The following is a 24,227-nucleotide window of genomic DNA, read 5'->3' on the forward strand; positions in this document are numbered from 1 at the left end:
ACAGTCTTTTAAGCTTATTCTACTACTCGATCAATCCGATCTTGCTCAGCAATTCATAGAGTGCAGCGGCTGCTGTCTCACGGGTTGCCGGAGCTGTTGGATTGAAGGCAATGCCCGTTTCGCTGGCGAAGATGCCGGCTTTGGTCAGGGCTTGCAGACTGTCCTTGGCGTAAGGAGCTACCTTAGCGCTATCGGAGTAGGTTGTGAACGAAGGATTGGCTACAGCCTTCAGTTCAGTGCCTGTCAGCTTCAGCGCTCTGTCCAGAATGACGGCGAGTTCCTGACGGGTTACTTTTTGCGTAGGTGCAAACTTGCCGTTGCCTATGCCCAGAATCAGACCAGACTTGGAGGCTGCGGCGACATCCTTGGCGTACCAGTCCGTTGATTTCACATCGGAGAAGGTTACGCCAGCATCGGTACGCAGACCCAGTGCACGGGTTAAGAGTGCTGTGAACTCAGCGCGGGTCAGATTGCTCTGCGGCGCAAAAGTTGTTGCCGAGGTTCCCTGGATAATCAGTTTGTCGGCCAACGTCTGGATGGCAACCGCTGATTTGGAATTCGCGATGTCTGTGAAGGCTGCTGCCGGTTTGCTGACTGCTGCATACACGGAGAAGCCTGGACGGCTTACGGTCACAAGGGTTGTTCCATCGGCTTGCGGTGTGAAGACAGAAGCAACCGGGGTCACCAGTCCGTCTTTCTCAAACAGTACGCCTGCGGTCTTGGATTCAATCTTGCCAGGTACAGTAAAGGTGCGCTTGATGAACACGTTGGTTGGAACGTTCAAGTAAGTGCTGCCTGTAGCTGTAGTCCATGAAGCTTCATAGGATACCGGGGTTCCGATAACCTGGGCACCCGGAGTACCTGCAATCAGCTTGCTGGCTGCGTCTGGCTCTTGCTTAATTACTAGCTTCAAGCTCTGGCCTGCAGGGGAAGCGGCTAATAAGGATACGGGCAAGGCTACAGCAGATCCGCCAACATTCACGATAAGGGTGCTGCCTGCTTGAATGGCGGACAGTAATTTCACCTGATCAGCAGTCAGGCTCAGTTCAGCAGACTTATCTGAGATGCTGATCAGAGAGATAACAACGGCTGTCTTGACATTAGCGGCTTTGTCCAAAGCGGCCTTCAGATCGCTGTCGCTCACGGTTACTGTCGTTACACCATCCTTCGATGCGGTTAGAGGTGTTACCGTTACTTGCTGAACGCCTTCTTCAACAAGGGACTTCACAGGTTCTGGAACCACCACAGGTGTTGGCGTAACTACTGTACCGCCACCTCCACCACCGCCGCCGCCATTGTTTCCACTGTCAGAGACAGTGATAAAGCGGAATGAGGTGTAGGTACTGTAGTATTCATCATTGTTATAGTCAATCTTGATCGGTTTGGTGTTATCTTTGGCTTTAATGCCGAGAACCTCAAGCTTGTAGACTCCATCGGTCAGACCCGCCACCGCAGGGTTGCCGTAAGCATCCAAGATTGGATCACCATTGTGGTCATATGGATGATAGGTAGATGATACAACCGTGCTATAGTTCCCAGGCTCGAAGAACTTATCCGGCGCACCGGTCGTGGATACCTGGAAGGAGCCCTTCTTGGTATCATCAAGACCAATCAGATTTACTTCATAATAGTTAATATCTTTTGCTTTCAGCTTGTAGTTCAGCACTGCACTTGAATTGGTATAGACGATTGGCTGGCTCAGTGCAGCTTCCTGAATGCCTGTGCCCCAGCTAGGCTGTTCTGTAGTCTTGTCTACATTGATTGCAAACGGCAAGTGAAGTGTTGGCTGTCCGTCTGCCTTCAGTACGATATTACCTTGCAGCGATTGTGGCGCAGTATCCGCAGCGACGGTAACCTTCAGGTTGAACGTGGAGGCACCTTTTGCGGCGGCAGTTACCGATGATTTGTCGAGCGTCGCAGATACATGCTTGGGATCACCATAGTTCCATTCCACGGAAGCAGAATAGGTAAGCACAGTATCGCTCATATTCTTTAATTGCAGCACTTGGCTAGCTTCAGAACCGGGAAGCAGGGTGCCAAAGCTTGTAGACGGATTGTAGTTGATTACATTCTGCGGGACAAAGTTCTTGTCCAGAATAGAGATCGGCTCTATCGATTGCAGCAGGGCCGGAGTGATGATGGCATTTTCTACATTGGCGCGTCCAGGACCTTGAAGATAGAAATCTTCAGGCGCACCCTGGTAGAACACAGGATCTGCTGTGTTGGCCAGAGCGGCACGAATGTCTAATGGTGTATAAGTTGGATGTGCCTGCTTGATCAGCAGTGCCAAGCCTGCTACATGCGGTGTTGCCATACTTGTACCACTAATACGATTGTATGCTTTGGAATAATCAGTTCCTGGATGACCTTTGCCATAAGCAGGCCACGTAGACAGCACTCCGTCACCAGGAGCTACGATGTCCGGCTTAATGCTTAATTTACCGTCGAAGTTCGGTCCTAGTGAGGAGAAGCTGGTCACTTCATCGCCGGCGGTCATATCCATCGGATATTCGGAGCTGAAAGTAAAGTAAGCAGGTTTGTTGCCGTTAGCAACAATGGCTCTGGCTAAAGCGCGGCCTTGGGAGCCCTTCAGGTCCAGCGTAGGGATGTTATCATATCCATCGCCAAGGTTGGAACCGATAAAGTCAGAACGGTCAGTATAGCTCTCATCCAGAATAGCTACTTTCTTACCGTCTACTGTCTGGAAATTACCATTGAAGATCACAATAGCTTTGGCACCGTGAGCTTTGGCATTAGCAATCTTGTCTACAAAGGCTAGATCGCCACGGGATACCAGAACAACAGTTTTCTCACCGAAATTTCCTTCCGGGTAATCTTCATTTGCGCCTAAATTAGCGTAGAACACTTTAACCGGCTCTGTTCCAATAATATCGGCAAAGTCTGTTTGACCCAATTCATAGGCCATGACATGGAACGGATTATAGGTGTCATAAGTCACTGAAGTGACTGAACCCGTAATCTCTGCCTTGAACTCACCGGAGAACGCTTTGATAGGGCTATTAACGGCACCTACCGAAATTCCGAGTTGGGAGGCAGCAGGAGAACCCATGGAGAAGTAACCTGCTTCCCCATTATTCCCATTTGCAATGACAGCAGTTACTCCAGAGAGAACCGCATTATTAATCGCGATGGAATCTGGGGAGTTCACATCCTTCTCGGAATCGGAGCCGAGCGACAGGTTGATGACATCCATGCCGTCCTTGACCGCACGTTCAATTCCGTCAATGACTTGAGCGGAAGATCCTGAGGAAGTGTTCGGCTTATCAATATTACGGCCCAATACTTTGTAGACATACAGGTCAGCCCCGGGAGCTACGCCCTTCTGCGCAATATCGCCGGTTGCTGCATACTGACCGATGATGGTACCGGCTACATGCGTACCGTGGTAAGTTCCCGCATAGCCTACGCCATACTCGGTATCTTCTTCAGGAGTCAGCGGAACTTCTTCATAAGGATCATTATCCTGATAGAAGGAGTCATAGCCGCCCTTATAAGCCGGGGCAATATCCGGGTGCGTGTAGTCGACACCGGTATCGATTACACCGACCTTCAGTCCAGCTCCGGTGAGGCCTTGGTCAGCCGCCCAATCGGCATGAATCTGCTTCAGGGGAGCATTGTCGTTTCTGTAAGTCACTTCGGTCACTGTCTGATCAGGCAGAGCATACCAGGTGCTGTTCGGATAAATGGAAGACACGCCGGAGATCTTCGCCAGCTCAGGGATTTTGTCAGCCGGAACGGTGACTTCAAAGCCGTTCAGAATCGTGTCGTACTTGTAATTGACGGTCAGGTCAATCTTCTTGGCTTCAGCCTTATCCAGTACTTCTTCCTGCTGGTTGTTCACCGCAGCTTCTGTCGCTGAATTGGCGAGCGCTGTAATTCCTTGTCTGGCAGCATACTTGCCTACGGCGGCAGGCTGACCGCTTAGTTGAACGATAACCCGGACAAGATTTGAGGATTTGGTGTTAATCTGTGGAGAAATATAAGGCTGATTCGCTGGAATCAAGGCTGGAAGATGATTGCCTGATACGGGTGTCTTCAAGTTGCTGGCGGCGAATGCCGCGCCTGGAATCATACTTGCAGCCACACCTAATGATAAAGTTAGTAATGATAGCTTACGAGGTAATTTTGTCCACTCCAAATGTAATCCCCTCCACAATATGATATTGGTTCTGGCTTACATCTCTCCTGCTACAGACAGTAGCCGGATTCTCCTTTTCTATTAATCCGGTTTATTTCCGTCAAGATTACTAGGAAAAATATTAAGAAGATTTTACCACTGGTTATTTGTAAAATCTACACAAAATTTATAGAGTTTTGAGAATGTTTTCATTTTATGCGGAATGTTATATGACACAAATAGACTTATAAAACTACTATGAAGAAATTAAAAGACAAAAAAATACAAAATAACAGAGAAAAAAACAATTTTCGTCATGAATACTGACATGAATGTTGGTTGGAAAAACAGGGCTGAAATTTAGAAGTGTGGCTTCTGGATAATGAAATCTACGGACAACAGCGGGTGAAAGTCCAAAATTTCGCTGGAGTCACAGCCAACCCTAAATGTATAAATTCCCGTTCAAAAATCCAAAATAGCCAAGTAAGCTTGTACGTTATGGACACCAGGCAGAAAGCGGGGAATTCCCATGTCTGAAAAAAGTATACTGGCCTACTTCAAAACCCCGGAGGAAGCGGAAGGGGTCTCCCGTAAGCTGCAGGCACTGCGTGCTGAGGAGATTTCCATTGACCGGTTCAGCAGGTTTGGGGGAAGCGGGCAGGAGCCGGGAGTGAATCCGGTGACCGGCAATTTGGCGAGCATGGATTCGATGACGGCCGTCAGTGACCATACGGGCATATTAGCTGCGGCGCATACGAGCGGGAGCGGAATGAGCCATGGCGGGGATGGCGGGCCTACAGGCAGAAATATTCTGCTGACGGTTATTGTAGATGCAGCTATTCATGGTCAGGCGATGTCACTGATTGAGGAAGCCGGCGGAATGATTTGAAGCTAAGACAACCAGATTAAGTACATTGGAGGCTGATGGCAAGCTATGGACAGAGAGAACTCGAAGATCTTTTCCAAAACCGAAAAAATGAAAATGCTCTATGAGGCGAAGGCCGAGGATGTTGAATTCTCAGCAGCTGAAGCAGATCAGGATGATATAGAGGCCATGGACCGTTCCCGTGAGGCTGATAAGCGGCAGCTGGGAGAGATTATGAAGAAAGAATAATTCGGTGAAGTCAAGAAGAGATGAGCAGACGAATTGCTGCTACGGATACCCTGCGTAAGTGGGGTATTTTTGTGTTTTGGCGTGTATAATGGAGTGATATGCGAGGCCGGGAGGATACATAAGTGAATACAGTGATAATGTGGGTAGGGCTGGCGCTGCTGGTAGCGCTGTTGACCTTCATGAACCAGAAGCAGGTCTATTCCTCGAAAGTGAAACGAGCTTACCGGGAGCTAAGAATGCTTGCTGAAAAGGTTCGAGCAGAACAGTCGGAGACGTCAGATCTGGGAGGCTGGGAAGCTTCCATCTCCGAAATGGAAAAGCACCCCAATGAATTCAACAAGCTGGATAAGGAGATCGGCCTGCGCCAGGCCTTCGTCCAGTATCTGGAGCGGCATTATCCGCAGGATACGAGACTTCCAGAGCTGCAGGAAGCGGCTGCCTACCGGAAGGACAGCGTGTGGGGAATTAAGATAGGGAATTAAAAAATCTTATCATTTTAAAAGCCGAAACAGCCGTTAATAAGAGTAAAGTGAAATAAGCGAGAGTCGTCCGCATATCAGTTAAAAATTGAGATGTATAGGGAGCAGTCAACATGGAAAATCTAGCAGACCAAGCAGTTACAGACGAACTGGTTGTCAAAGCCTTGGAAAAAAACCTTGCCATGATCCGTTTTGATCTGGATCGGCGTGTCGCCTATGTCAATGAGATCTTTGCCCAGTCAGTGAAATACAAAGCGGAGGACATGTACGGCATGCAGCACAGCCAGCTGTGCTTCCCCTCATTCGTGAACAGTCCCGATTATGAGTTGTTCTGGCAGAATTTAATGGCTGGCCGGAGCTTCCAGGACAAAATTGAACGGATGGACGCAGAGGGGAATTCGGTCTGGCTGGAAGCTACATATATGCCGGTGTTTGATGAGACAAATACCCATGTTATCGGCGTATCCAAGGTGGCCACTAACATTACGGAGAGACAAAACAACATGAGCCATGTCGTGGAGCTAATGCAGGGCATGGCGGATAGCCTTAATCAGCGTGCGGACAAAGGAATTGAGCGGAGTCAGGAGCTGCTGCTGAGTATTGACAGGATTGCCGAGGTGTCGACCGAGAATACCGAAACACTGCTAAGTCTGCAAAAGCAGGCTGCGGCGATCCGCGGCGTAGTGCAGACCATCCGTGATATTGCTTCCCAGACTCATCTGCTTGCCCTGAATGCAGCGATTGAGGCTGCACATGCCGGAGAATTCGGCCGGGGATTCGATGTGGTGGCCAAGGAGGTAAGAAAGCTGTCTGCGATGGTGCAGGATCAGATTACCGAAGTCCGGGACAGTGTCCAGGCCATTACGGAAGAGGTCGGCAGAATATCCACGGGACTGAACCAGGTGCAGGATAATGTACAGCTCAGCCAGCAGCAGATTCAAGTAGCGCTGGATGAATTCACGCTGATCGCTACCTCTGCACAGGAACTGGACAACCAGGCGCGAGAGGTCATGAATATTATCTAAGCTGTGCTTGCTCTGAAGTTGAGCAGTTATTCCCGGACAATCTATTGTAAGCAGTATGCAGCCTGTACTTTTCAGGTGGACATGCTGCTTTTTTAGTACATATAGCTGGATATGCTGCTGAAAATGAACCTTTTGAAGCCCGGGGTTGTTATAAAGGTAATTCAAACAAGAAAGGAGGGCATGCTCAAGTGGGCAACAGGGAATTATTCCAAACCTACAGCAAGGAGGTATATCGTACCTGCTACTATATGGTACACGATGCTGCCGATGCTGAGGATCTGTGTCAGGAGGTATTCATCACTCTCTTCCGCAGCGAGTGGCAGGGCATTGAATATCTGAAGGCCTGGATTATGAAAATCACCGTCAACACCTGCCTGAACCACCTGAAGCGCAGGAACAGCCTGCAGCAGAAGCTGGCAGACCACCTTCATATGTTCAGGGAGAATCCGCAGCCGCCGGTTGACAAGCTGGTGGAGCAGAAGGAGACGAAGCTGGAGTGGGCGGGATACATGTCCCGGCTCCCGGCGAAGATCAGGGCGGTGCTGACGCTGCGGTATATGCATGATTTCAGTCTGGAGGAAATCCGCAAGATGCTGGATATCCCGCTGGGAACTGTGAAGTCCAGACAGCATAAGGGGCTGCGCATGATGAGGAATATTCTGGAAGAAAAAGGTATTGAGCCGATCACGAAGGAGGACGAAGAATATGGACAGAACCGAAGTGCAGTTAAAGCGTCGCTTAAATGAGGATCAGGAGATGATCTATCCGGATTTCGAGCAGATGTGGGGCCGGATTGAGCAGGCCGGATATGTTTCTTCCAAGGGAAGCAGCCATGCCGGAGCAGGGAGCCGCGTCCGCCACCGCAACTGGCGCAAGGTCACTGTAGCAGCCTCATTCAGTGTAGTGCTAATGGCCGTTCCTGTGTATGCCGCCGTGCAATATGATTGGGGCAGCCTGCTGAACCACCGGAGCGGAGTGGAGGCGGCGCTGTCACAGAACCTGGGCCAGCCGCTGGGCCAGACGATCACCAAGGATGGAGTCACCCTGACGCTACATACGGCGCTCACCGATGAGAACCGGACGGTGATTCTGTATAGCCTGGATGTCGGGGGAGATAAGGGCAACGGATACTGGAACGTGAACGGAATGTCTCTTAAGGATGCCAAAGGAAACGGCAATGACATGGAATCCAACTACCAGCAGTGGGACGAGAAAACCAAGCGGTACAACGGCTATTTCGAGACAGACTGGAGTCCGGACCAGGATACGGTCAAAGTAAGTCTGACTGCAAAAGGGATTCAGTCCTACTCCCAGCAGGAGGTAGACTTGAAGCTGGATACAGACTCACCGGAGTGGCAAAGCTTCCCGGTCAACCAGGATGGACTGGAGTCCTTCGGTGTACAGCCCTTTAAGGAAGGGAATGAGCGCCTGATGCTGTCCACGGATACTATTTTTTCCGATCCTGAAGCTAGAAAGCTGGCATCCCCGCAAATTATTGCTTACCGGGGCGGACAGCAAGTCAAGAACTCTCAGGCAGGCGTAATGGGCAAGCCGGGAGATAACGGAGAATATACTTCCCTTGAGTACTACAAGCCTGCTGATGTGCCGAAGGATGAGACCACGTATAAACTCAGTTACACCAAGCTTGAACGCAATATTGATGGTCCATGGACCTTCGATTTCGAGCTGAGCAAGAAGCAAATGGCTGGTGCGACGATGAAGACAGCCCTGGATCTGCCGCTGGAGGCTGGAGACTCGTTGAATACGATTGAGCAGATGGTGGTAACGCCGACCCAGATCCGAGTGGCTGTGCGGAGTAATACAGAGCCGTTCCCTGATTTGCCGTATATTAATTATACTCTCGAGGTGAATGGTCAGAAGCTGGATGGCGGATTATGGTATACGGGCTCTAAGGACCGTAAGCTGATAACGCTGCGCTTCGAGCGGCCGGCAAATCTTGAGATTACCAAAGACACACCAATGACGCTTGTGGGGAAATATAAAGTAACCGTGCATGATGATGACAAGGCGCCGCTTGAATTAAAGAACATCTCCAGCGAGAAGCAGACGCTGATCCGGCAAACCGGCGGTTACCCGGTACAGTGGACCTATTATATGCAGGGGGCAGACCTCTATGTGGAGACAAAGAGTGATGATCCGAATTTTGGCGGTGTGAATCAGACCTACATCGGTAAGGGCAAAGACCGGCTCATCAGCAGCATTTTAACCACGAATTTCAGAGGAGAAGGAAAGAACCATAGTATTAATAAGTACAAGGATTTCAAAGGCACAGATGCTTCAATATACATGTTCTATTACACTACAAATGAGCCGGACAAAGAGACGCGGGTACAGCTGCAAGGACAATAGTAACATTATTTTAACGGGAAGAACCTTGTGTTCTTCTCTTTTTTTCGTATACAGTTAGAAGATATGGCTATGAATAGCTGCCAGAATTATAAGACAAAGGAGAGATTAACTATGGAAATTAAGCGCTGCGACTGGGTAAACTCGGACCCGGTATATATAGCTTATCATGATGAAGAATGGGGTAAGCCGCTGGTTGATGACCTGAAGCTGTTCGAGCTGCTGATGCTGGAGGGTATGCAGGCCGGACTGAGCTGGTATACGGTGCTGAAGAAACGGGAGGGCTTCCGCGAGGCTTTTGACGGCTTTGATCCGGAGAAGATCGTGCTGTATGGGGAGGACAAGGTCGAAGAGCTGATGCAAAATGTGGGGATTGTGCGCAACCGTCTGAAGATTAAGGGAGTGATTACCAATGCACAGGTGTACCAGCAGATCTGCCGGGAGGAAGAGGGTGGCTTTGCCGGTTATCTGTGGAGCTTTGTCGGCGGGACGCCGGTGGTGAATCACTGGAAGAACAGAGCCGAGGTTCCCGCGACGACCCTACAGTCCGATCTGATGAGCAAGGCGCTCAAGCGCAAAGGCATGAAGTTCGTCGGCTCGACGATCTGCTATGCATTTATGCAGGCTGCCGGGATGGTAGATGACCATGCGCTGGATTGTTTTTGCCGCAGCACCTCGTCTGCCGTAGAGAGTTGAACGCAGTTTGGCGCTGAACGGGTAAGAAATGCTATACTAACCTAGAAACTATGCTGCAAAACTTTTAGGAGGATTCATTACCATGCTATGGCAAGAATTGACGGTACATACAACCGAGGAAGCACAGGAGATGATATCCAATCTGCTGGTTGAGGCCGGAGCGGGCGGAGTCTCTATTGAAGAATCCGGGACGCTGAATAAAAACCGGGATACACGTTACGGTGAATTATACGATGAACCACTTAATGACATCCCCGAAGGGGAAGCGGTCATTAAAGGATATTATGCGGAATCGGTGGACATGGACGCGGTTGTGTCCGAGGTGACGCCAAGGGTGGAAGAGCTGAGAGAGTTCGGCATCGACCCCGGGCTGGCACAGATCTCCTGGAAGACAGTGGATGAGGAGGATTGGGCCCATGCCTGGAAGCAGTACTTCAAGCCGCTGCGCGTCTCGGAGCGGCTGACCATTAAGCCGACATGGGAAGAATATACCCCGGCCTCTGCGGATGAAAAAATTATTGAGATCGACCCCGGCATGGCCTTCGGAACCGGGACGCATCCGACAACGGCGCTGTGCCTTCGCGCTCTTGAGAAGCATATTGTCAGCGGTGACGAGGTCATCGATGTAGGTACGGGCTCCGGTATCCTTGCTGTCGGAGCGATGCTGCTCGGTGCCGCCTCTGTCCTGGCGCTGGATCTGGACCCGGTCGCCGTGGAGAGTGCCCGCGAGAATGTGGCACTAAACCGGCTGGAGTCAGCGATCACCGTGAAGGAGAGCGATCTGCTCTCGCTGCTGGGCGGTGAGGGGGCGGCGGATACCGCAGCCGGAGAGATGTGGCCTTCAGCCCGGCCAAGCAATACGGCTGACCAAGAGGCCGTTCCTGGTGTTGCCCCGGCGGCAGACGGGCTGGGAGTGACTCTGCCGGTCCGGGTGGTCGTGGCGAATATTCTGGCCGAGATTATTGTACTGTTCACGGACGATGTCTACCGTGCACTTCAGCCAGAGGGGATCTATATTACCTCGGGGATTTATAAGGATAAGGAAGGGCTGGTCGCGGAAGCGCTGAAGTCCTCCGGTTTCGAGATTTTAGAAGTAACCCGCGAAGAAGATTGGGTGGCGTTCACAGCCGGAAAGAGGTAGACATGGGTTCCCTGGATCAATTTTTAGTATATCCTTTGCAGCAGCTTCCGTTTTTTCTGATTACGATTGTTATTGCGTTTACGGTGCATGAATTCGCCCACGCCTATTTTGCCAATAAATTCGGGGACCCTACAGCACGCCTGCTGGGCCGTATGACCTTGAATCCGGCGGTGCACTTTGACCTCTTCGGCATCATTCTGCTGCTGATTGCGGGCTTCGGATGGGCGCGTCCGGTTCCCGTGAACCGGGATAACTTCCGCCGTCCCCGCCTGATGGGTGTCATCGTATCGGCCGCCGGGCCAATCAGCAATCTGCTGCTCGGTATTCTGGGTGCGCTGATCTATGCGATTCTTGTGGGAACGGGCACGATGGATTCGATTAAGAACGAGCAGGTGCTCCGGGCGCTGATCTGGTTCTTCGGGATGTTCATTCACTTCAACTTCTTCCTCTTCGTATTTAACCTGATTCCGCTGCCGCCGCTGGACGGTTACCGGATCGTAGAGGATATCGCACCGCGTCCGATCCGTGGAAGACTTCAGCAGTATGAGCAGTATACGGTTTTCCTTTTCCTGTTGATCATCTTCATTCCGGGTCTGCGCGCCTATACGATAGAACCGCTTAGCTACTGGGCGACACGTACGGGTAATGATTTCTTCCAGCTGTTCCTAAGGATGTTCGGGGTCTGAGAACGTCAGTAAGGACGGGGGCTGTTCAGTGCATGGCAAACGTTGTAGAATATAATATGATTATTAAGTAGATGAATGATACGTGTGAAGCGGCGGCCGGGACCTGATTTGGCGGGGACTACGCCGCTTTTACGCTGAATAACGGACAGAATGAGGTTGAGAGATGCAGCGTTATTTCGTAACTCCGGCACAGTTCGGACAAGACAAGGTTAGCATTGACGGTGAAGACGCCCGCCATATCGCCAAGGTCATGCGCGGCAAGGCCGGGGACAAGCTGATCGTCAGCGACGGCGTGGCCCGCGAGGCGTTGGCCGAGATTGCTGACATAGAGATTGGCCTCGTCACCGTGAACATACTGGAGCCTTTGGCTATGACTCATGAAGCGCGCATTCAGATTACTGTCGCCCAGAGCCTGCCCAAAGGGGACAAGCTGGAGACAGTCATTCAGAAATGCACGGAGATCGGGGCTGTAGCCTTCACGCCGTTCCTCTCAGAGCGGACGATTGTGCAGTACGATGAGCGCAAGGAGAGTAAGCGGCTAGAGCGTTGGCGCAAAATCTGTAAGGAGGCTGCCGAACAGGCGCACCGGAATATTGTTCCGCAGGTGCATTCGCCGCTCAGCTGGAAGCAGCTGCTCCAGAGCTTCAACGGCTATGATGCCGTCTATTTCTGCTATGAGAAGGAAGAGGGACTCCAGCTCCGCAGCGCAGCCGCGCCATGGCTGGCATCGCTTCCACAGGAGGCTGCGGCTAAAGTAATGATTGTTGTAGGGCCGGAGGGCGGCTTCAGTACGGAGGAATGCCGACTGGCTGAGGAGGCCGGAGCCGTCTCTGTCGGGCTGGGGCCGCGTATTTTGCGCTGTGAAACCGCAGGCATGGTTGCCGCCGCCTGCATTTTATATGAATCCGGAGAAATGGGAGGAGCTTAAACCATGCCATCTGTAGCTTTTTATACACTGGGCTGCAAAGTCAATTTCTATGATACCGAGGCCATCTGGCAGCTCTTTAAGAATGATGGATACGAGCAGGTAGATTTCGAGGGTTCCGCCGATGTCTATCTGATTAACACCTGTACAGTGACCAATACGGGCGACAAAAAAAGCCGGCAGATGATCCGCCGGGCGGTCCGCCGCAATCCTGACGCCATCGTAGCGGTTACCGGCTGCTACGCGCAGACCTCACCTGGAGAGATTCTCGATATTCCCGGAGTCGATCTGGTGATCGGCAACCAGGACCGTGAACAGATTATGACGCATGTGAAGAATATTCAGGAGTCGCGCCAGCCGGTGAATGCGGTCCGCAACATTATGAAGACACGTGAGTTCGAGGAGATGGATGTGCCCGGGTTCGCTGACCGGACGCGGGCATTCATGAAGATTCAGGACGGCTGCAACAACTTCTGCACCTTCTGCATCATTCCCTGGTCGCGCGGTCTGTCGCGCAGCCGTGATCCGAAATCGATTGTCGCCCAGGCGCATCAGCTGGTGGAGGCCGGATACAAGGAATTCGTGCTGACCGGCATCCATACCGGAGGGTACGGGGATGATCTGGACAACTACCGCCTCGCTGACCTGCTCTGGGAGCTGGATAAAGTGGATGGGCTGGAACGTGTTCGCATCAGCTCCATTGAAGCGAGCCAGATTGATGAGAAGCTGCTGGAGGTGCTGAACCGCAGCACCAAGATGTGCCGCCATCTGCATATTCCGCTCCAGGCGGGCCATAACGATGTGCTGAAGGCGATGCGCCGGAAGTATACTACGGAAGAGTACTACGCCAAAATGCAGCTGATCCGAGAGGCTATGCCGGATGTAGGGATCACAACTGATGTGATCGTCGGCTTCCCGGGCGAGACGGATGAGATGTTCCGGGCAGGCTATGATTTCATGAAGGCGGTCAACTATTCGGAGATGCATGTCTTCCCGTATTCCAAACGGACCGGAACCCCGGCTGCACGGATGCTCAATCAGGTCGATGAGGAGATCAAGAATGCGCGTGTGCAGGAGCTGATCGATCTCTCTGAAGAGTTGCAGCTGGCCTATGCCAAGCGCTTCGTGGGACAGACTTTGTCCGTCATTCCGGAGCGGGCGGCCAAGGGCTCGGCGGGACGCAGCGTACAGCACGGCTTCAGCGACAACTATCTACAGGTGCTGTTTGGCGGCGACGATTCGCTGCAGGGCGAGCTGTGCCAGGTGAAGGTAACCGAAGCAGGTGTGAATGAATGCCGCGGCGAGCTTGTCAGTGTTAGCCGGACGGCAGCTGGACTGCGCGAAAGCGTCCGCTAGAACAGACGTATACGGATGTCTTCCGGGCCACTGCTGGCAGGGAGACATCCTTTTTTCATAAGTACGGATTCTATAGTTATAAAGACCTGAATTTGCCCGGGAATCGTGAAATACTGAAAATGGGGTAAAGACTTGGGCCGGATTTGTCGATATAGTGGAAGAGAGTGGCAAAAAGTCCACCGATAATCAGACCGTCTAAGGAGAGAACAGATGACCGTGTACAGGAAAATGACAAAAACGCTCCTCATTATGATATTGCTCGTTGTGGCCGCTTTTCCGGTAAACGTCTTTGCCGCTGCTGGAGACACTATCTCTATTGAATTCGACAGCTCAGCCAAGGTAGAGCTTACCGTGGGCCAGTCACCGAAGCAGATTAAGCTATATGCCAATGTAGAGGGCTCCGCTTCCAAACGGGATGTGACGGCAGCCGCAACATGGACCTCTTCCAAGAAAGAAGTAGTTACAGTATTAAATGGCCAGCTTACACCGGTGAATTCCGGAACGGCGGTAATTACAGCAACTCTCAATAATGCGATAGCCTCTGTAGAGGTGTCGGTCACCCATGCCTTTAAGGAACTGAAATTGACCCGCAGCACAGAGGGCAGCTATAAATTAGGCGACAAAGAGGAATTGCTGTCTGTTACGGCCACCGCCATCGGCGGAACGTCGGCCACTGCGGAGAAGGATGTCACGAAGGATGCGGAATGGAGCAGCTCGAATACGGGCGTGTTGACCATTGCTGCAGGCAAGATTACGCTGGTCGGTGAAGGTAAAGCTACCATTACCGCCAAGTATAAAGGGTTAACCGAAACGATCAAAGCGGTGGTAGAGCTTCCTTATGCCGCTATCGTGCTGAAAGACAAGAATGACACCATCGTCAAGGAAATGGAAATGCTGGTCGGGGACCATCCAGCCAAGCTGACCGCCAAGACCAAAGCCACTTCGGCAAGTCCGGAGATTACCCTGGGCAATGAGGTAGAATGGAGCAGCTCCAGCGAGAGCGTAGCTACTGTTAAAGACGGTGAGATTACCATCCTGGGCGTGGGGAAAACGGTCATCACCGCAAGCTACCTGGGTGTCACCCAGTCGGTGGATGTCTATGTGCGTGCGCCTTATGAAGCGCTGCTGCTGACGCCTTCCGGCGACCAGTCGCTTTTCCTGGGGGAGAGTCTGAATGTAACTGCAGCAATGCGTAATGCCGTCAATTCAACCTCGAACGAAACAGCGTCCGCCGTCTGGACCTCAGATAACCTGATGAATGCTACAGTAACTGCCAATACGGCGGATGCAAGCAACGCTTATGCCACTGTTACGGGTAAAGCGGTAGGAACTTCAATCATTAAGGCCAGCTATCTGGGCATCAGCAAAAGCTTCAAGATCACCGTCTATCCAACCCTGACGGAGCTGGGTCTGGAGAAGACGGAGCAGGAAATCTACACGGCGGATGCAGTAAGCCTGCCGAAGGTGACCGGAACCAAGTATGACGGCACCAAGCTGGATATCAGCGATGAGATGGAGTGGACCTCTGCGAATGAAGAGATTGTGTCCATCAAAGACGGGAAGTTTGTCGGCGGGAAGGCAGGTACGGCTATCCTGACCGGGAAGCTCAAGACTGGCGAAGTGACCTCCGCTTCGGCTGCAACGATCCGCTCCAAGAGCGTTCAGTTTAATGTAACGGTTCAGAATAAAGTGCTTGTCCTGATCGGACCCGATGCTGCTCTGGGAGTAGTGATTGGTGAAGAGCTGCCACTGCCCGCTGTCCAGGCTGTGCTGGAGAATGGCGACGAGCTGGATGTGTCGGGAAGCATCAAATGGGAGCTGAGCGGCAGCAATGCGGTTCTTAAGCAGACAACTGCCGCCAAGACCATCAAGGGACTGGTCAAAGGTACGGCAACCCTGAAGGGAACCTACTCCAACAAGACCATCAGTGTTCCGGTAACGATTGAACAGAAGGTCGTGAAGCTGGTGGTGGACCCGGCAACGCTGGAAATGAACATCAAGGCGTCCAAGTCCATTAAGGCCACCGGATACTTTTCAAACGGCAAATCTGCCAACTTCTCGGGGATAATGAACTGGGAATCTTCGAACCCGGCTGTGGCTACTATTAAGGGAACTTCCGTCAAAGCATTGGCTGAGGGTACAACTACTCTGACCGGTTCTTACCAGGGCATTCAGGCGACGGTAAAGATAACGGTTGTTCCCAAGCTGATGAAGCTTACGGTCAGTGAGAACCGGCTAAGTCTTGCACCAGGCGTAGGCAAAAACGTAGTGGTAACCGCGCTGTATGATACCGGCCGCACTGCGATTGTCACAGGAAGCGTGGCCTGGACCAGCTCCAAGCCTGCTGTCGCCAAGGTGAATGCTGCCGGGCAGATTACAGCAGTGAGTAAGGGGAGCGCATCTATTAAAGGAAAACTGGGGACTAAAACAGTCTCGGTATATGTTAGTGTGAAATAGTGTAATGCTGCTGTAGGTTTGAGCGGCAACAAGAAGACCTGTACATACGTCCATGTGGATGGTGTGCAGGTTTTTTTTGTTTATGGTGAGGAATCGGAATGCTCAAGATTAATAAGGAGGGAGGAGGGAGAAGTCATTATGGAATTGATGCCAGCCTGGAAGCGTTGGGGATATGAAGAGGGCAAAGCTGAAGGAAAAGAAGAAGGTCAGGCGGAGCTCATCCATAAATTGCTGCTTAATGGATTTTCTCCGGAAGCGGTATCCGAGGCCGTTGAATTGCCACTGGATAAGATTAAGAAGCTGATGTAAATATAGACCCGGAGCCAATATCGGTGGCCCTGGGTCTTTTTTTAGGATCTTTTCTGTAATTCTATAAAATTGTTACTATGACAGAGCGCTGACTCACAATGAACTGGGAATTTGTAAGGCTTTATATTGAATACTCATTCAACCAAATCAATGCTTGTTCATAATTATCAAAAAAATTCACGGATTTTTTGGTGTTGGATTGTTGTAAATAATTCATGATCTCCCCTTCTTCAAGGAGAAACGCAATTGCCTTGCTGTGATTCAATAGGGTTTCATTGAAGAACTTATCTTTCCATGCTTTTTGAACAGAAAAATGATCTGGCGTGTATCCTTTTCGGTCCACCAGCAATTTGTATTTCCGATTCTCGGAAATGAATTGCTGGCAAGCATGCTCGAATCCATGGAACCATTCATTCACATCATCTGTGTTAATCTTGCCAATTAGATGGGTAACAATTAAATCTCCTGAAACTGTTGTGCTGATATTTTGTTTACTCAACCTTGAAATCATCTCCCTTAGTTACAATTATGCGTATAAATCCCTATAAAATCAATAAGGATAAATTCCTTATGCAATAAAGCTTTGGATTAGTACTGCAGGGCGGATTGAAGTATAATGAGGACTGCGGTTACGATTCTTGAAAGACTCAGGACTGCAGCCGCTGCTCCAGCTTGGACCAGAAGGGCAGATAGCATAACGGCAATATTCCAAGCGAACAGACGACGTTAAAAATAGTCTGCGCATGGGCGAGCTGGGCGGCAGGTCCGCCGCCAATCCAGGCGGACAGGGATTGCAGCGGCCCTATGAAGGGCAGGAACAACAGGGCGCCGCCGATATTCAGCGTCACATGCGACCAGGCGACGAATACGCCGGAAGGCGTACTGCCGATGGCGGCAATGACGGCAGTGACGCAGGTGCCGATATTCGCGCCGAGGACGATGGCGATGCCAAGTGCAGGCGGCATCACGCCGCTGGCAGCGAGGCCCATCGCCATGCCGATGACTGCGGCGCTGCTGTGTACCATCGCCGTCAGCACGGCCCCGGCGGCCAGCCCCCAGAGTGCGCTGGTTGCGGCATGCCCGAGGAACCAGCGGAACAGGGCGCTGCCTTCCAGGGCGGGGCCGATGGACTGCATGACCGCGATGCCCCACAGGACAAGCGCGAAGCCGGTGACCGCGAGGCAGATGAACTGCAGCGGTCCCGAGATCCGGCGGCAGGCCTCAAGCAGCCGCCAGGACTGCGGGGCCAGCTCACCGGTCATCACGGCGGCGGCCCACAGACAGAGCGCCGCGATCAGCAGCGGCGCGGCCAGCGTGCTGATCTGCAGGCTGATCAGCTCCGTTGTCAGGCAGGTGCCGATGTTGCTGCCGAGAATAATGCCAAGCGTGCGGGCATAGGTCAGCAGCCCGGCATTGACCATGCCGATGGTCAGCACCGTTACAGCGGTGCTGCTCTGTAGCAGCGCCGACAGCAGGGCGCTTACTATCAAGCCTTTGGCTGGTGTGGAGGTCGCCTTGTGCAGGCTGCGCTTCAGCAGCGGACCGGCCAGCCGCGACAACGAGGCTTCCATCACCTTCATGCCGGCGAGGAATATGACAAGACCGTAGAGGACAGGGAATAACAGTTCACGGATCATAAGGACAGGCTCCTTTTTGAACGGGGGTTGTACCAATATATGAACGCCAGGCATAGGACATGTATATTAATCTGGCAACAAGAATAGGGAGTTGAAGGTATTGGCATCAGTAATTCTGGAACGAAACCGTAAAAAAAGACTGGAGCAGGGCCATCCATGGGTCTTCGCCAGTGAAGTAGCATCTGTAGACGGCGATCCGCAGGCAGGCGGACTGGTGGATGTTCTGACCCATCAGGGGCGGTATCTGGCTACGGGGTATTACAATCCGGCTTCGCAGATCCGGGTAAGAATTCTGTCGCAGCATAAGCTGGCGGCGATGGACACGGCGTTTTTTGCACAGCGGTTCTCGGATTGTCTGCGGCACAGGGAACGCTTCCTGCCGGGGGCGGACGCTTACCGTCTGGTCTACGGGGAAGCGGATTTTCTGCCGGGGCTGATCATTGACCGCTTCGGTGAAGTCCTTGTAGTGCAGCTGCTGACACTGGCTATGGATCAGCACCGCTCTGAGATTGTGGAGGCGCTGGTGCAGGTGATGTCGCCGCGCGGCATCTACGAGCGCAGCGATGTCAGTGTGCGGGAGCTGGAGGGACTGGAACAGACCACGGGTGTGCTCTACGGCGAATGCCCGCGCCACATTACCGTAAGTGAGAACGGGCTGAAGGTCATTGTTGATATTGAAGAGGGGCAGAAGACTGGCTACTTCTTCGATCAGCGGGAGAATAGAGCATCGATTGCTCCGCTGATGAAGGGCTGGGGCGGGCGCAGCGGAATTACACTGCAGAATGTAGCAGCAGAGGATGGTTCACTCCAGATGCTGCCGGTCAACAAAAGCGGCAAGCCTGTCACCTTCCCGTACTGGGATGGTGCAACTGTGCTGGAATGCTTTGCGCATACAGGAAGCTTCACATTGCATGCCTGCAAGTATGGTGCCAAGAAGGTAACCTGCCTGGATGTGTCTGCGCATGCCATCGAGAGCGCAAAGGCCAATGTGGAGATCAACGGGTTCAGCGACCGGGTGGAATTCGTGGTAGATGATGCATTTGCCTTCCTGCGCAATCAGGTCAAAGGGCAGGAGGAACGGACCGAGCGGGCTACAGGCGGCGCAGCGGCGGAAGAGAGAAATGGGAGCAAACCGGCTGCCAAGGCGGACACCGCGAAGCCGATGACCGCCGGGGGCGGACGCACGTGGGATGTCGTGATTCTGGACCCGCCTGCTTTTGCCAAGACCAAAAGTGCAGTGGCAGGGGCTGTACGCGGCTACAAGGACATCAATCTGCAGGGCATGAAGCTGGTGAATGACGGCGGATATCTGGTCACGGCCAGCTGTTCATACCACATGCAGCCGCAGTTGTTCCTCGATACGATCATGGAGGCGGCTAAGGATGCCGGCAAGGTGCTGAGGCTGATCGAATGGCGGGCCGCAGGCAAGGATCATCCGCAGATTCTCGGCGTGGACGAGGGGCATTATCTGAAGTTCGCCATCTTTGAGGTGCGCAGCAAATAGAAGTTTCAGACCCGGCGGGCCAGCCGGTTTTGCGGGAAGAGTCTCTTTTATAGAGGCTCTTTTTTATAGGGTTTAGACTCAAAATCAGCAGTTGTCCTATCTTCATCAACCATACGTGGACACCCCGTGGTGAGGCTGGGCAGGGGAATAAGAAAGTAGTCTATTGGCCCACGCCGCAAAAGTCGACCGGCCGAATGTGTGCGAGAAACCGAATAGCGAAAAACCGAACACAATGGGTCCAGAGAGGAGGGCTACGGGACGAGTATGCAAGTGGGGAAGGGAGGGGTGGCAAATGTTCTGTGTGAGGAGGGAACGGTCGTTAGCACTAATACAAATAAATGTATTTGGTACAGTTAAAAGATGGCTCAAAACCAGAATAGCTGTGATAGCTGTATTCTGTACAATTAAAAATGGCTTAGAGTGTCTGAAGCGGTGAAAACCGGATTTTTAGTTGTAGAGAATACAGTTAAATCTGTTAACACGCCAATTTGGCTGCTTTTAGTTGTACCCAATACACCTAAAGCTACCTAAAACACAAAACTCGCCGGAGTCCCGCCAACGGCGTACCCGTCTCACGCCGCCCGCCGGAGTACCGCCCCCGCGCGCCGCCCGTCTCTCGCCCTCTCCAGTCCCGCCCCATTCACCATTGCCTTGCCCTCCGGCTCTCCCCGCCGCCCCAGCTCAGTAACATCCTCCCCTTTCAATAGTTGATTTCCCTATCCCGGCAGCGTAGGCGCACCCTCTATAATCAAGGTACAGATTCTAAGGGGGGCCGTTTATGAAACAGAAAAAAATACATGCCTACGTTTTCGTATTTCCCAGCTTGTTCCTGACCCTGGTGTTCGGAATTTATCCTCTGCTGTGGGCCTTGCGGTATATGTTCTATGACTATCAGGGGTTCGGGACGCCTGTATTTATCGGCCTCGATAACTTCGGGCGGGTGCTGCGCGACCATCAGTTCTGGTCCGCTGTCGGCAATACCGGGATCTATGCGCTCGGCAAGCTCGTGGTGACGATTCCGATGTCGCTGCTGCTGGCGATTATCCTGAACCGCAAAATGAAGGGGCGTTCCTTCCTGCGGGCGATTTATTATCTGCCTACGATCTTCAGCGCCTCGGTGATGGCGATTGTCTTCTTCATTATTTTCAACTCCTATAACGGGATCTTGAATCAGCTGCTGATCCGCTTCCAGATCATCAGCGAACCGATTGGCTGGCTCAGCGCCGACCATGCGATGATGACCACGATCATTATTGCTATCTGGGGTGCGGTCGGTAACTATATGCTGTTGTTCCTCGCGGGACTCCAAGGCATTCCGAATGATCTGTACGAAGCGGCCTCGCTGGACGGGGCGAATGAATTCCAGAAGCTGAAGAATGTGACCATCCCGCTGCTGGGACCGGTGATGCAGATGATTATCATGCTGGCGATCACCATCTCGCTGAAGGGCTATGAGAGTATTATGGTGCTGACCGAAGGCGGGCCGTACGGCAAAACAGAAGTCATGTACCTGTACCTGTTCAAGCTCCTATTCCCGGTCTCGGCGGAAGCGCAGTCCATCCAGCAGCTCGGTTATGGCAGCGCAGTCGGCTTCACCACTGCAGTCATTGTGGGCGGCGTGACGCTGGTCTACTTCCGGATCTCCAAGAAATTAAACGATGTGTACTAGAACCGACAGGAGGAGAGCAGAATGAATAACACCCGTACTTATACCCATACCCGTCCCGTCATGTCCCCGCTGCTGACCCGCTTGCTCGGCAAGGCTGTGCTCTGGATCTTTCTGATTGCGGCCGCCCTGCTGGCCTTGTTCCCGATCATCATGGTCGTGCTGGGCTCGTTCAAGACGAACCAGGAGCTGACCGGCAGTGCAACCATCTGGCCGTCAAGCTGGCATTTCTCGAACTACCTGGAAGCGTGGAAGAACGCCAACTTCTCCCGCTATACGCTGAACAGTATATTTGTAAGCGTGGTCACCACTGCCGGCACTTTGCTGGTGGGTTCGATGTCCGCCTATGCCGTAAACCGGGTGTCTTTTATCGGCAAAAAAGCATACTCCCTGCTCATGGCCTCCACGCTGTTCATCTCTATCGGGGCTGTGGTGCTGCGTCCGCAATTTGACCTGATGGTCATGCTCGGCCTGAACAAGACGCTCTGGGGTGTCATTATTATCCTGATCAGCGCCCATGCCACCTGTTATTTCATCTTGATCGGCTTCTTCCAGAGCATTCCGCGCGACCTGGACGAAGCGGCGATGATCGATGGCTGCAACTTCTACTCTGTCTACCTGCGTATCATCTTGCCACTGCTGCGGCCTGCGCTGGCGGTTGCCGGACTCGGGGCGTTCCAGGGGTCCTGGAATGAATATATTCTGCCGCTGGTCTTCACGATGAGCAATCCCCAGCTCCAGACGCTTCCGGTCGGGCTGGCGAATCTGCGCTACGGAATCGGAGCGGCGTCAGAGGTACAGCTGATGATGGCCGGCGCTTGCCTGTCCATTTTGCCGCTGCTGGTGGTCTATGTGTTCGCCAATAAATCCTTCATGCAGGTCACACTCGGCGCCGTCAAAGGGTAGTCCCGGAAAGAGTAGTGTTCCGCCCGCACTGTTGTTACAATGGGTGGCAAGGAGTGGTTCACGGATGAAACTCGGTTTCTACAAGCAGTCTTTGAAGAAAAGAATTCAGGTGCTGTACATCTTCCTCGCCATTCTCTGTATCAGTGTAACCGGAGTCGGCTCGTATCTCTTCGCGGCGCGCAGCATCCAGGGCAGTGCACTTGAGCTGAAGCAAGGCATTCTGAACAAATCCGTTCAGGTGATGGACGAGCATCTCCGGCATATCGTGGTTTCTTCCTTTTCCCTGATGCTGGGCGAAAGCTTTGGTCAAGTGATGAAGGATGTCAGCAACAATAATTCCGCTCATTATTATCAGAATCTGTCGTTGCTGCAGACCTCCTTTGACCAGCTTAAGCTGGTGGAGCCGCTGATTGATACGACCTATCTCAGTACGCCGATTGGCGATTTTTACTCCACTAAGGATTTCCCCGAACGGAAGACTAACTTCAAGGAGAAGTACGGGAGCTATCTGGAGCGGCCGGGCTGGAATACCCTGTGGCTGGGGGCGCATCAGAGCGAGCTGTTTCAGTCGAAGAGCCGGGTGCTCTCTTTGCTGCTGAAGCCAACGGTAATTGACAATCATAATTTCCCGGACGTCTATATGGTTGTGAACATGAAGGAGGAGGCGATGAGGTCCATCCTGGAGCAGGATCTGATGAATAATCAGGTTCAGCTCTTTTTGCTGCAAAAGGATGGATCGATGGTCATCCGGCCGGAGACGCAGACCTACGCGTTCAATACGGAGCAGAATTTCGTCAGCCGGTTCAACCAAGGGACGGCTGGCGATTTCAACTATATCAATGCCTCCAGCGAGGAGTTGCTCGTCAATTACAGCACGCTGTCAATGAATGAGGACTGGGTCATGGTCAGCATTCAGTCCAAAGCGGACCTGCTGCAGCCGCTGAAGCAGATCCGCTGGCTGATCTTCTGGATTATGCTGATCTGTACCGTGGTCGCGTTGGCCTTGTCTAACCTGCTCGCCTCTGCACTGCTGGGGCCGCTCAACAAGCTGCAGCGTTTGATGGTAGAGGTAGAGTATAACGACCTGGATGTACGGTTTCAGAGCCGGTATGAGGATGAGGTGAGCGCCGTGGGCCATAAGTTCAACCGGATGCTGGACCAGATTCAGGTTCTGATTCAGGAGGTGCGGACCTCGGAGCAGGAGAAGCGCAAGTCGGAGGTCAAGGCGTTACAGGCACAGGTGGACCCTCATTTCTTATACAACACGCTGAATACGATCTTCTGGAAAAGCGAGAATGGCGAGAAAAGCGATGTCAGCGAGATGATCGTCGCCTTGTCGCTCCTCTTCCGCCTGGGGCTGAACAACGGGAACGATATTACGACCCTCCAGCAGGAGGTCCAGCATGTCCGGCAGTATTTGCAGCTCCAGCAGAAGTGCTATGAGAATCTGTTCACTTATACGATTGAGGTGGAGGATGATGCCTGCCTGTCCGTGCGGATGTTGAAGATTCTGCTTCAGCCACTGGTGGAAAATTCAATTCTGCATGGCTTCCGCGACAAAGCGGAGCTAGGCAGAATTGAGATCCGCATCTACCGCGCTGCCGGATTCCTGATTCTGAGGGTCACGGACAACGGCTGCGGCATGGATGCCGCTCAGCTTGCGAATGCGGTGAACGGCACCGAAGCGGAGCGCAGGGGATATGCCTTGCCCAACCTGCGCAGCAGGCTCAGCCTGCATTACGGTGAATCTGCATCGATTGCCTTCAGCAGCATTCCCGATATCGCTACAACTGTAACCGTCACGATACCGATCCTCTAGGA

Annotated in this window: 21 protein-coding genes; 17 read left to right on the forward strand and 4 right to left on the reverse strand. The window is 52.4% G+C overall.

Annotated elements, in window-relative coordinates; all coding sequences use genetic code 11:
* Positions 1-22: 22 nt before the first annotated feature.
* Entirely contained in the window at positions 23-4,093 is a 4,071-nt protein-coding gene (locus MHH78_RS10410) for a S8 family serine peptidase (protein WP_341167351.1), read from the reverse strand.
* A 574-nt stretch (positions 4,094-4,667) separates the two neighbouring features.
* Here MHH78_RS10410 and MHH78_RS10415 point away from each other — a divergent pair.
* The 13 genes from MHH78_RS10415 to MHH78_RS10475 all read left to right on the forward strand — a co-directional run bounded on the left by MHH78_RS10415 (position 4,668) and on the right by MHH78_RS10475 (position 16,693).
* The gene (locus MHH78_RS10415; protein WP_076082583.1) at positions 4,668-5,027 is read left to right on the forward strand and encodes a hypothetical protein; all 360 of its coding nucleotides are present in this window, start codon (positions 4,668-4,670) and stop codon (positions 5,025-5,027) included.
* A 45-nt stretch (positions 5,028-5,072) separates the two neighbouring features.
* Positions 5,073-5,252, forward strand: a complete 180-nt coding sequence (locus MHH78_RS10420; RefSeq protein WP_036732220.1) for a YfhD family protein — start codon at positions 5,073-5,075, stop codon at positions 5,250-5,252.
* Between the two features lie 122 nt (positions 5,253-5,374).
* Entirely contained in the window at positions 5,375-5,734 is a 360-nt protein-coding gene (locus tag MHH78_RS10425; RefSeq protein ID WP_036732217.1) for a hypothetical protein, read from the forward strand.
* A 110-nt stretch (positions 5,735-5,844) separates the two neighbouring features.
* Entirely contained in the window at positions 5,845-6,756 is a 912-nt protein-coding gene (locus MHH78_RS10430) for a methyl-accepting chemotaxis protein (protein ID WP_076082579.1), read from the forward strand.
* Between the two features lie 248 nt (positions 6,757-7,004).
* The gene (locus tag MHH78_RS10435) at positions 7,005-7,502 is read left to right on the forward strand and encodes an RNA polymerase sigma factor (RefSeq protein WP_445668089.1); all 498 of its coding nucleotides are present in this window, start codon (positions 7,005-7,007) and stop codon (positions 7,500-7,502) included.
* A complete protein-coding gene (locus MHH78_RS10440; protein WP_341167353.1) occupies positions 7,462-9,126 on the forward strand; it encodes a DUF4179 domain-containing protein in 1,665 nt (554 codons plus the stop codon). Before MHH78_RS10435 ends, MHH78_RS10440 begins: the two co-directional genes overlap by 41 nt.
* 111 nt (positions 9,127-9,237) lie before the next feature.
* Entirely contained in the window at positions 9,238-9,819 is a 582-nt protein-coding gene (locus MHH78_RS10445; RefSeq protein WP_341167354.1) for a DNA-3-methyladenine glycosylase I, read from the forward strand.
* Positions 9,820-9,901: 82 nt separating this feature from the next.
* On the forward strand, positions 9,902-10,960 hold the full coding sequence (gene prmA, locus MHH78_RS10450) for a 50S ribosomal protein L11 methyltransferase (protein WP_341167355.1): 1,059 nt from the start codon (positions 9,902-9,904) through the stop codon (positions 10,958-10,960).
* A 2-nt stretch (positions 10,961-10,962) separates the two neighbouring features.
* Entirely contained in the window at positions 10,963-11,646 is a 684-nt protein-coding gene (locus MHH78_RS10455; RefSeq protein ID WP_076082558.1) for a site-2 protease family protein, read from the forward strand.
* 163 nt (positions 11,647-11,809) lie between these two features.
* The gene (locus tag MHH78_RS10460; RefSeq protein ID WP_076082556.1) at positions 11,810-12,574 is read left to right on the forward strand and encodes an RsmE family RNA methyltransferase; all 765 of its coding nucleotides are present in this window, start codon (positions 11,810-11,812) and stop codon (positions 12,572-12,574) included.
* Between the two features lie 3 nt (positions 12,575-12,577).
* Positions 12,578-13,927 carry a tRNA (N(6)-L-threonylcarbamoyladenosine(37)-C(2))-methylthiotransferase MtaB gene (gene mtaB / locus MHH78_RS10465; RefSeq protein ID WP_341167356.1) on the forward strand — a complete coding sequence of 450 codons (1,350 nt, stop codon included), beginning with the start codon at positions 12,578-12,580 and terminating at the stop codon, positions 13,925-13,927.
* Positions 13,928-14,137: 210 nt separating this feature from the next.
* Entirely contained in the window at positions 14,138-16,384 is a 2,247-nt protein-coding gene (locus MHH78_RS10470; protein WP_341167357.1) for an Ig-like domain-containing protein, read from the forward strand.
* A gap of 138 nt (positions 16,385-16,522) precedes the next feature.
* Positions 16,523-16,693: a hypothetical protein gene (locus MHH78_RS10475; protein ID WP_340827524.1), complete on the forward strand. Its 171-nt coding sequence runs from the start codon at positions 16,523-16,525 to the stop codon at positions 16,691-16,693.
* A 121-nt stretch (positions 16,694-16,814) separates the two neighbouring features.
* Here MHH78_RS10475 and MHH78_RS10480 read toward each other — a convergent pair whose 3' ends face one another.
* Entirely contained in the window at positions 16,815-17,192 is a 378-nt protein-coding gene (locus MHH78_RS10480) for a SpoIIAA family protein (protein ID WP_036732199.1), read from the reverse strand.
* Positions 17,193-17,340: 148 nt separating this feature from the next.
* Positions 17,341-18,330 (reverse strand): Na/Pi cotransporter family protein, encoded by a 990-nt coding sequence (locus tag MHH78_RS10485; protein ID WP_341167358.1) that lies wholly within the window; start codon positions 18,328-18,330, stop codon positions 17,341-17,343.
* A gap of 100 nt (positions 18,331-18,430) precedes the next feature.
* Here MHH78_RS10485 and MHH78_RS10490 point away from each other — a divergent pair, with 100 nt between their 5' ends.
* Positions 18,431-19,834, forward strand: coding sequence for a class I SAM-dependent rRNA methyltransferase (locus MHH78_RS10490; protein WP_341167359.1), 1,404 nt, complete (start codon positions 18,431-18,433; stop codon positions 19,832-19,834).
* Between the two features lie 572 nt (positions 19,835-20,406).
* On the opposite strand, the gene MHH78_RS10495 is transcribed toward MHH78_RS10490, so the two are convergent.
* Positions 20,407-20,538, reverse strand: coding sequence for a hypothetical protein (locus tag MHH78_RS10495; RefSeq protein WP_341167360.1), 132 nt, complete (start codon positions 20,536-20,538; stop codon positions 20,407-20,409).
* Between the two features lie 74 nt (positions 20,539-20,612).
* Here MHH78_RS10495 and MHH78_RS10500 point away from each other — a divergent pair, with 74 nt between their 5' ends.
* The 3 genes from MHH78_RS10500 to MHH78_RS10510 all read left to right on the forward strand — a co-directional run bounded on the left by MHH78_RS10500 (position 20,613) and on the right by MHH78_RS10510 (position 24,225).
* Positions 20,613-21,503, forward strand: a complete 891-nt coding sequence (locus tag MHH78_RS10500; protein WP_341167361.1) for a carbohydrate ABC transporter permease — start codon at positions 20,613-20,615, stop codon at positions 21,501-21,503.
* Between the two features lie 21 nt (positions 21,504-21,524).
* Positions 21,525-22,406 (forward strand): carbohydrate ABC transporter permease, encoded by an 882-nt coding sequence (locus tag MHH78_RS10505; protein ID WP_341167362.1) that lies wholly within the window; start codon positions 21,525-21,527, stop codon positions 22,404-22,406.
* Between the two features lie 64 nt (positions 22,407-22,470).
* Positions 22,471-24,225, forward strand: coding sequence for a sensor histidine kinase (locus MHH78_RS10510; protein WP_341167363.1), 1,755 nt, complete (start codon positions 22,471-22,473; stop codon positions 24,223-24,225).
* Positions 24,226-24,227 lie beyond the last annotated feature (2 nt).

The organism is Paenibacillus sp. FSL H3-0333 (assembly GCF_038002805.1).
Classification (GTDB): Bacteria; Bacillota; Bacilli; order Paenibacillales; family Paenibacillaceae; genus Paenibacillus_AQ; species Paenibacillus_AQ silagei.

What these genes read in the sequence shown, in the direction of transcription:
- MHH78_RS10445 (WP_341167354.1), top strand. Translation starts at nt 9,238, where the DNA reads ATGGAAATTAAGCGCTGCGACTGGGTAAACTCGGACCCGGTATATATA.
- MHH78_RS10475 (WP_340827524.1), top strand. Translation starts at nt 16,523, where the DNA reads ATGGAATTGATGCCAGCCTGGAAGCGTTGGGGATATGAAGAGGGCAAA.
- MHH78_RS10460 (WP_076082556.1), top strand. Translation starts at nt 11,810, where the DNA reads ATGCAGCGTTATTTCGTAACTCCGGCACAGTTCGGACAAGACAAGGTT.
- MHH78_RS10415 (WP_076082583.1), top strand. Translation starts at nt 4,668, where the DNA reads ATGTCTGAAAAAAGTATACTGGCCTACTTCAAAACCCCGGAGGAAGCG.
- MHH78_RS10485 (WP_341167358.1), bottom strand. Translation starts at nt 18,330, where the DNA reads ATGATCCGTGAACTGTTATTCCCTGTCCTCTACGGTCTTGTCATATTC.
- mtaB (WP_341167356.1), top strand. Translation starts at nt 12,578, where the DNA reads ATGCCATCTGTAGCTTTTTATACACTGGGCTGCAAAGTCAATTTCTAT.
- MHH78_RS10500 (WP_341167361.1), top strand. Translation starts at nt 20,613, where the DNA reads ATGAAACAGAAAAAAATACATGCCTACGTTTTCGTATTTCCCAGCTTG.
- MHH78_RS10440 (WP_341167353.1), top strand. Translation starts at nt 7,462, where the DNA reads ATGGACAGAACCGAAGTGCAGTTAAAGCGTCGCTTAAATGAGGATCAG.
- MHH78_RS10435 (WP_445668089.1), top strand. Translation starts at nt 7,005, where the DNA reads ATGGTACACGATGCTGCCGATGCTGAGGATCTGTGTCAGGAGGTATTC.
- MHH78_RS10455 (WP_076082558.1), top strand. Translation starts at nt 10,963, where the DNA reads ATGGGTTCCCTGGATCAATTTTTAGTATATCCTTTGCAGCAGCTTCCG.
- MHH78_RS10420 (WP_036732220.1), top strand. Translation starts at nt 5,073, where the DNA reads ATGGACAGAGAGAACTCGAAGATCTTTTCCAAAACCGAAAAAATGAAA.
- MHH78_RS10510 (WP_341167363.1), top strand. Translation starts at nt 22,471, where the DNA reads ATGAAACTCGGTTTCTACAAGCAGTCTTTGAAGAAAAGAATTCAGGTG.
- prmA (WP_341167355.1), top strand. Translation starts at nt 9,902, where the DNA reads ATGCTATGGCAAGAATTGACGGTACATACAACCGAGGAAGCACAGGAG.
- MHH78_RS10430 (WP_076082579.1), top strand. Translation starts at nt 5,845, where the DNA reads ATGGAAAATCTAGCAGACCAAGCAGTTACAGACGAACTGGTTGTCAAA.
- MHH78_RS10410 (WP_341167351.1), bottom strand. Translation starts at nt 4,093, where the DNA reads ATGATTCCAGGCGCGGCATTCGCCGCCAGCAACTTGAAGACACCCGTA.
- MHH78_RS10505 (WP_341167362.1), top strand. Translation starts at nt 21,525, where the DNA reads ATGAATAACACCCGTACTTATACCCATACCCGTCCCGTCATGTCCCCG.
- MHH78_RS10470 (WP_341167357.1), top strand. Translation starts at nt 14,138, where the DNA reads ATGACCGTGTACAGGAAAATGACAAAAACGCTCCTCATTATGATATTG.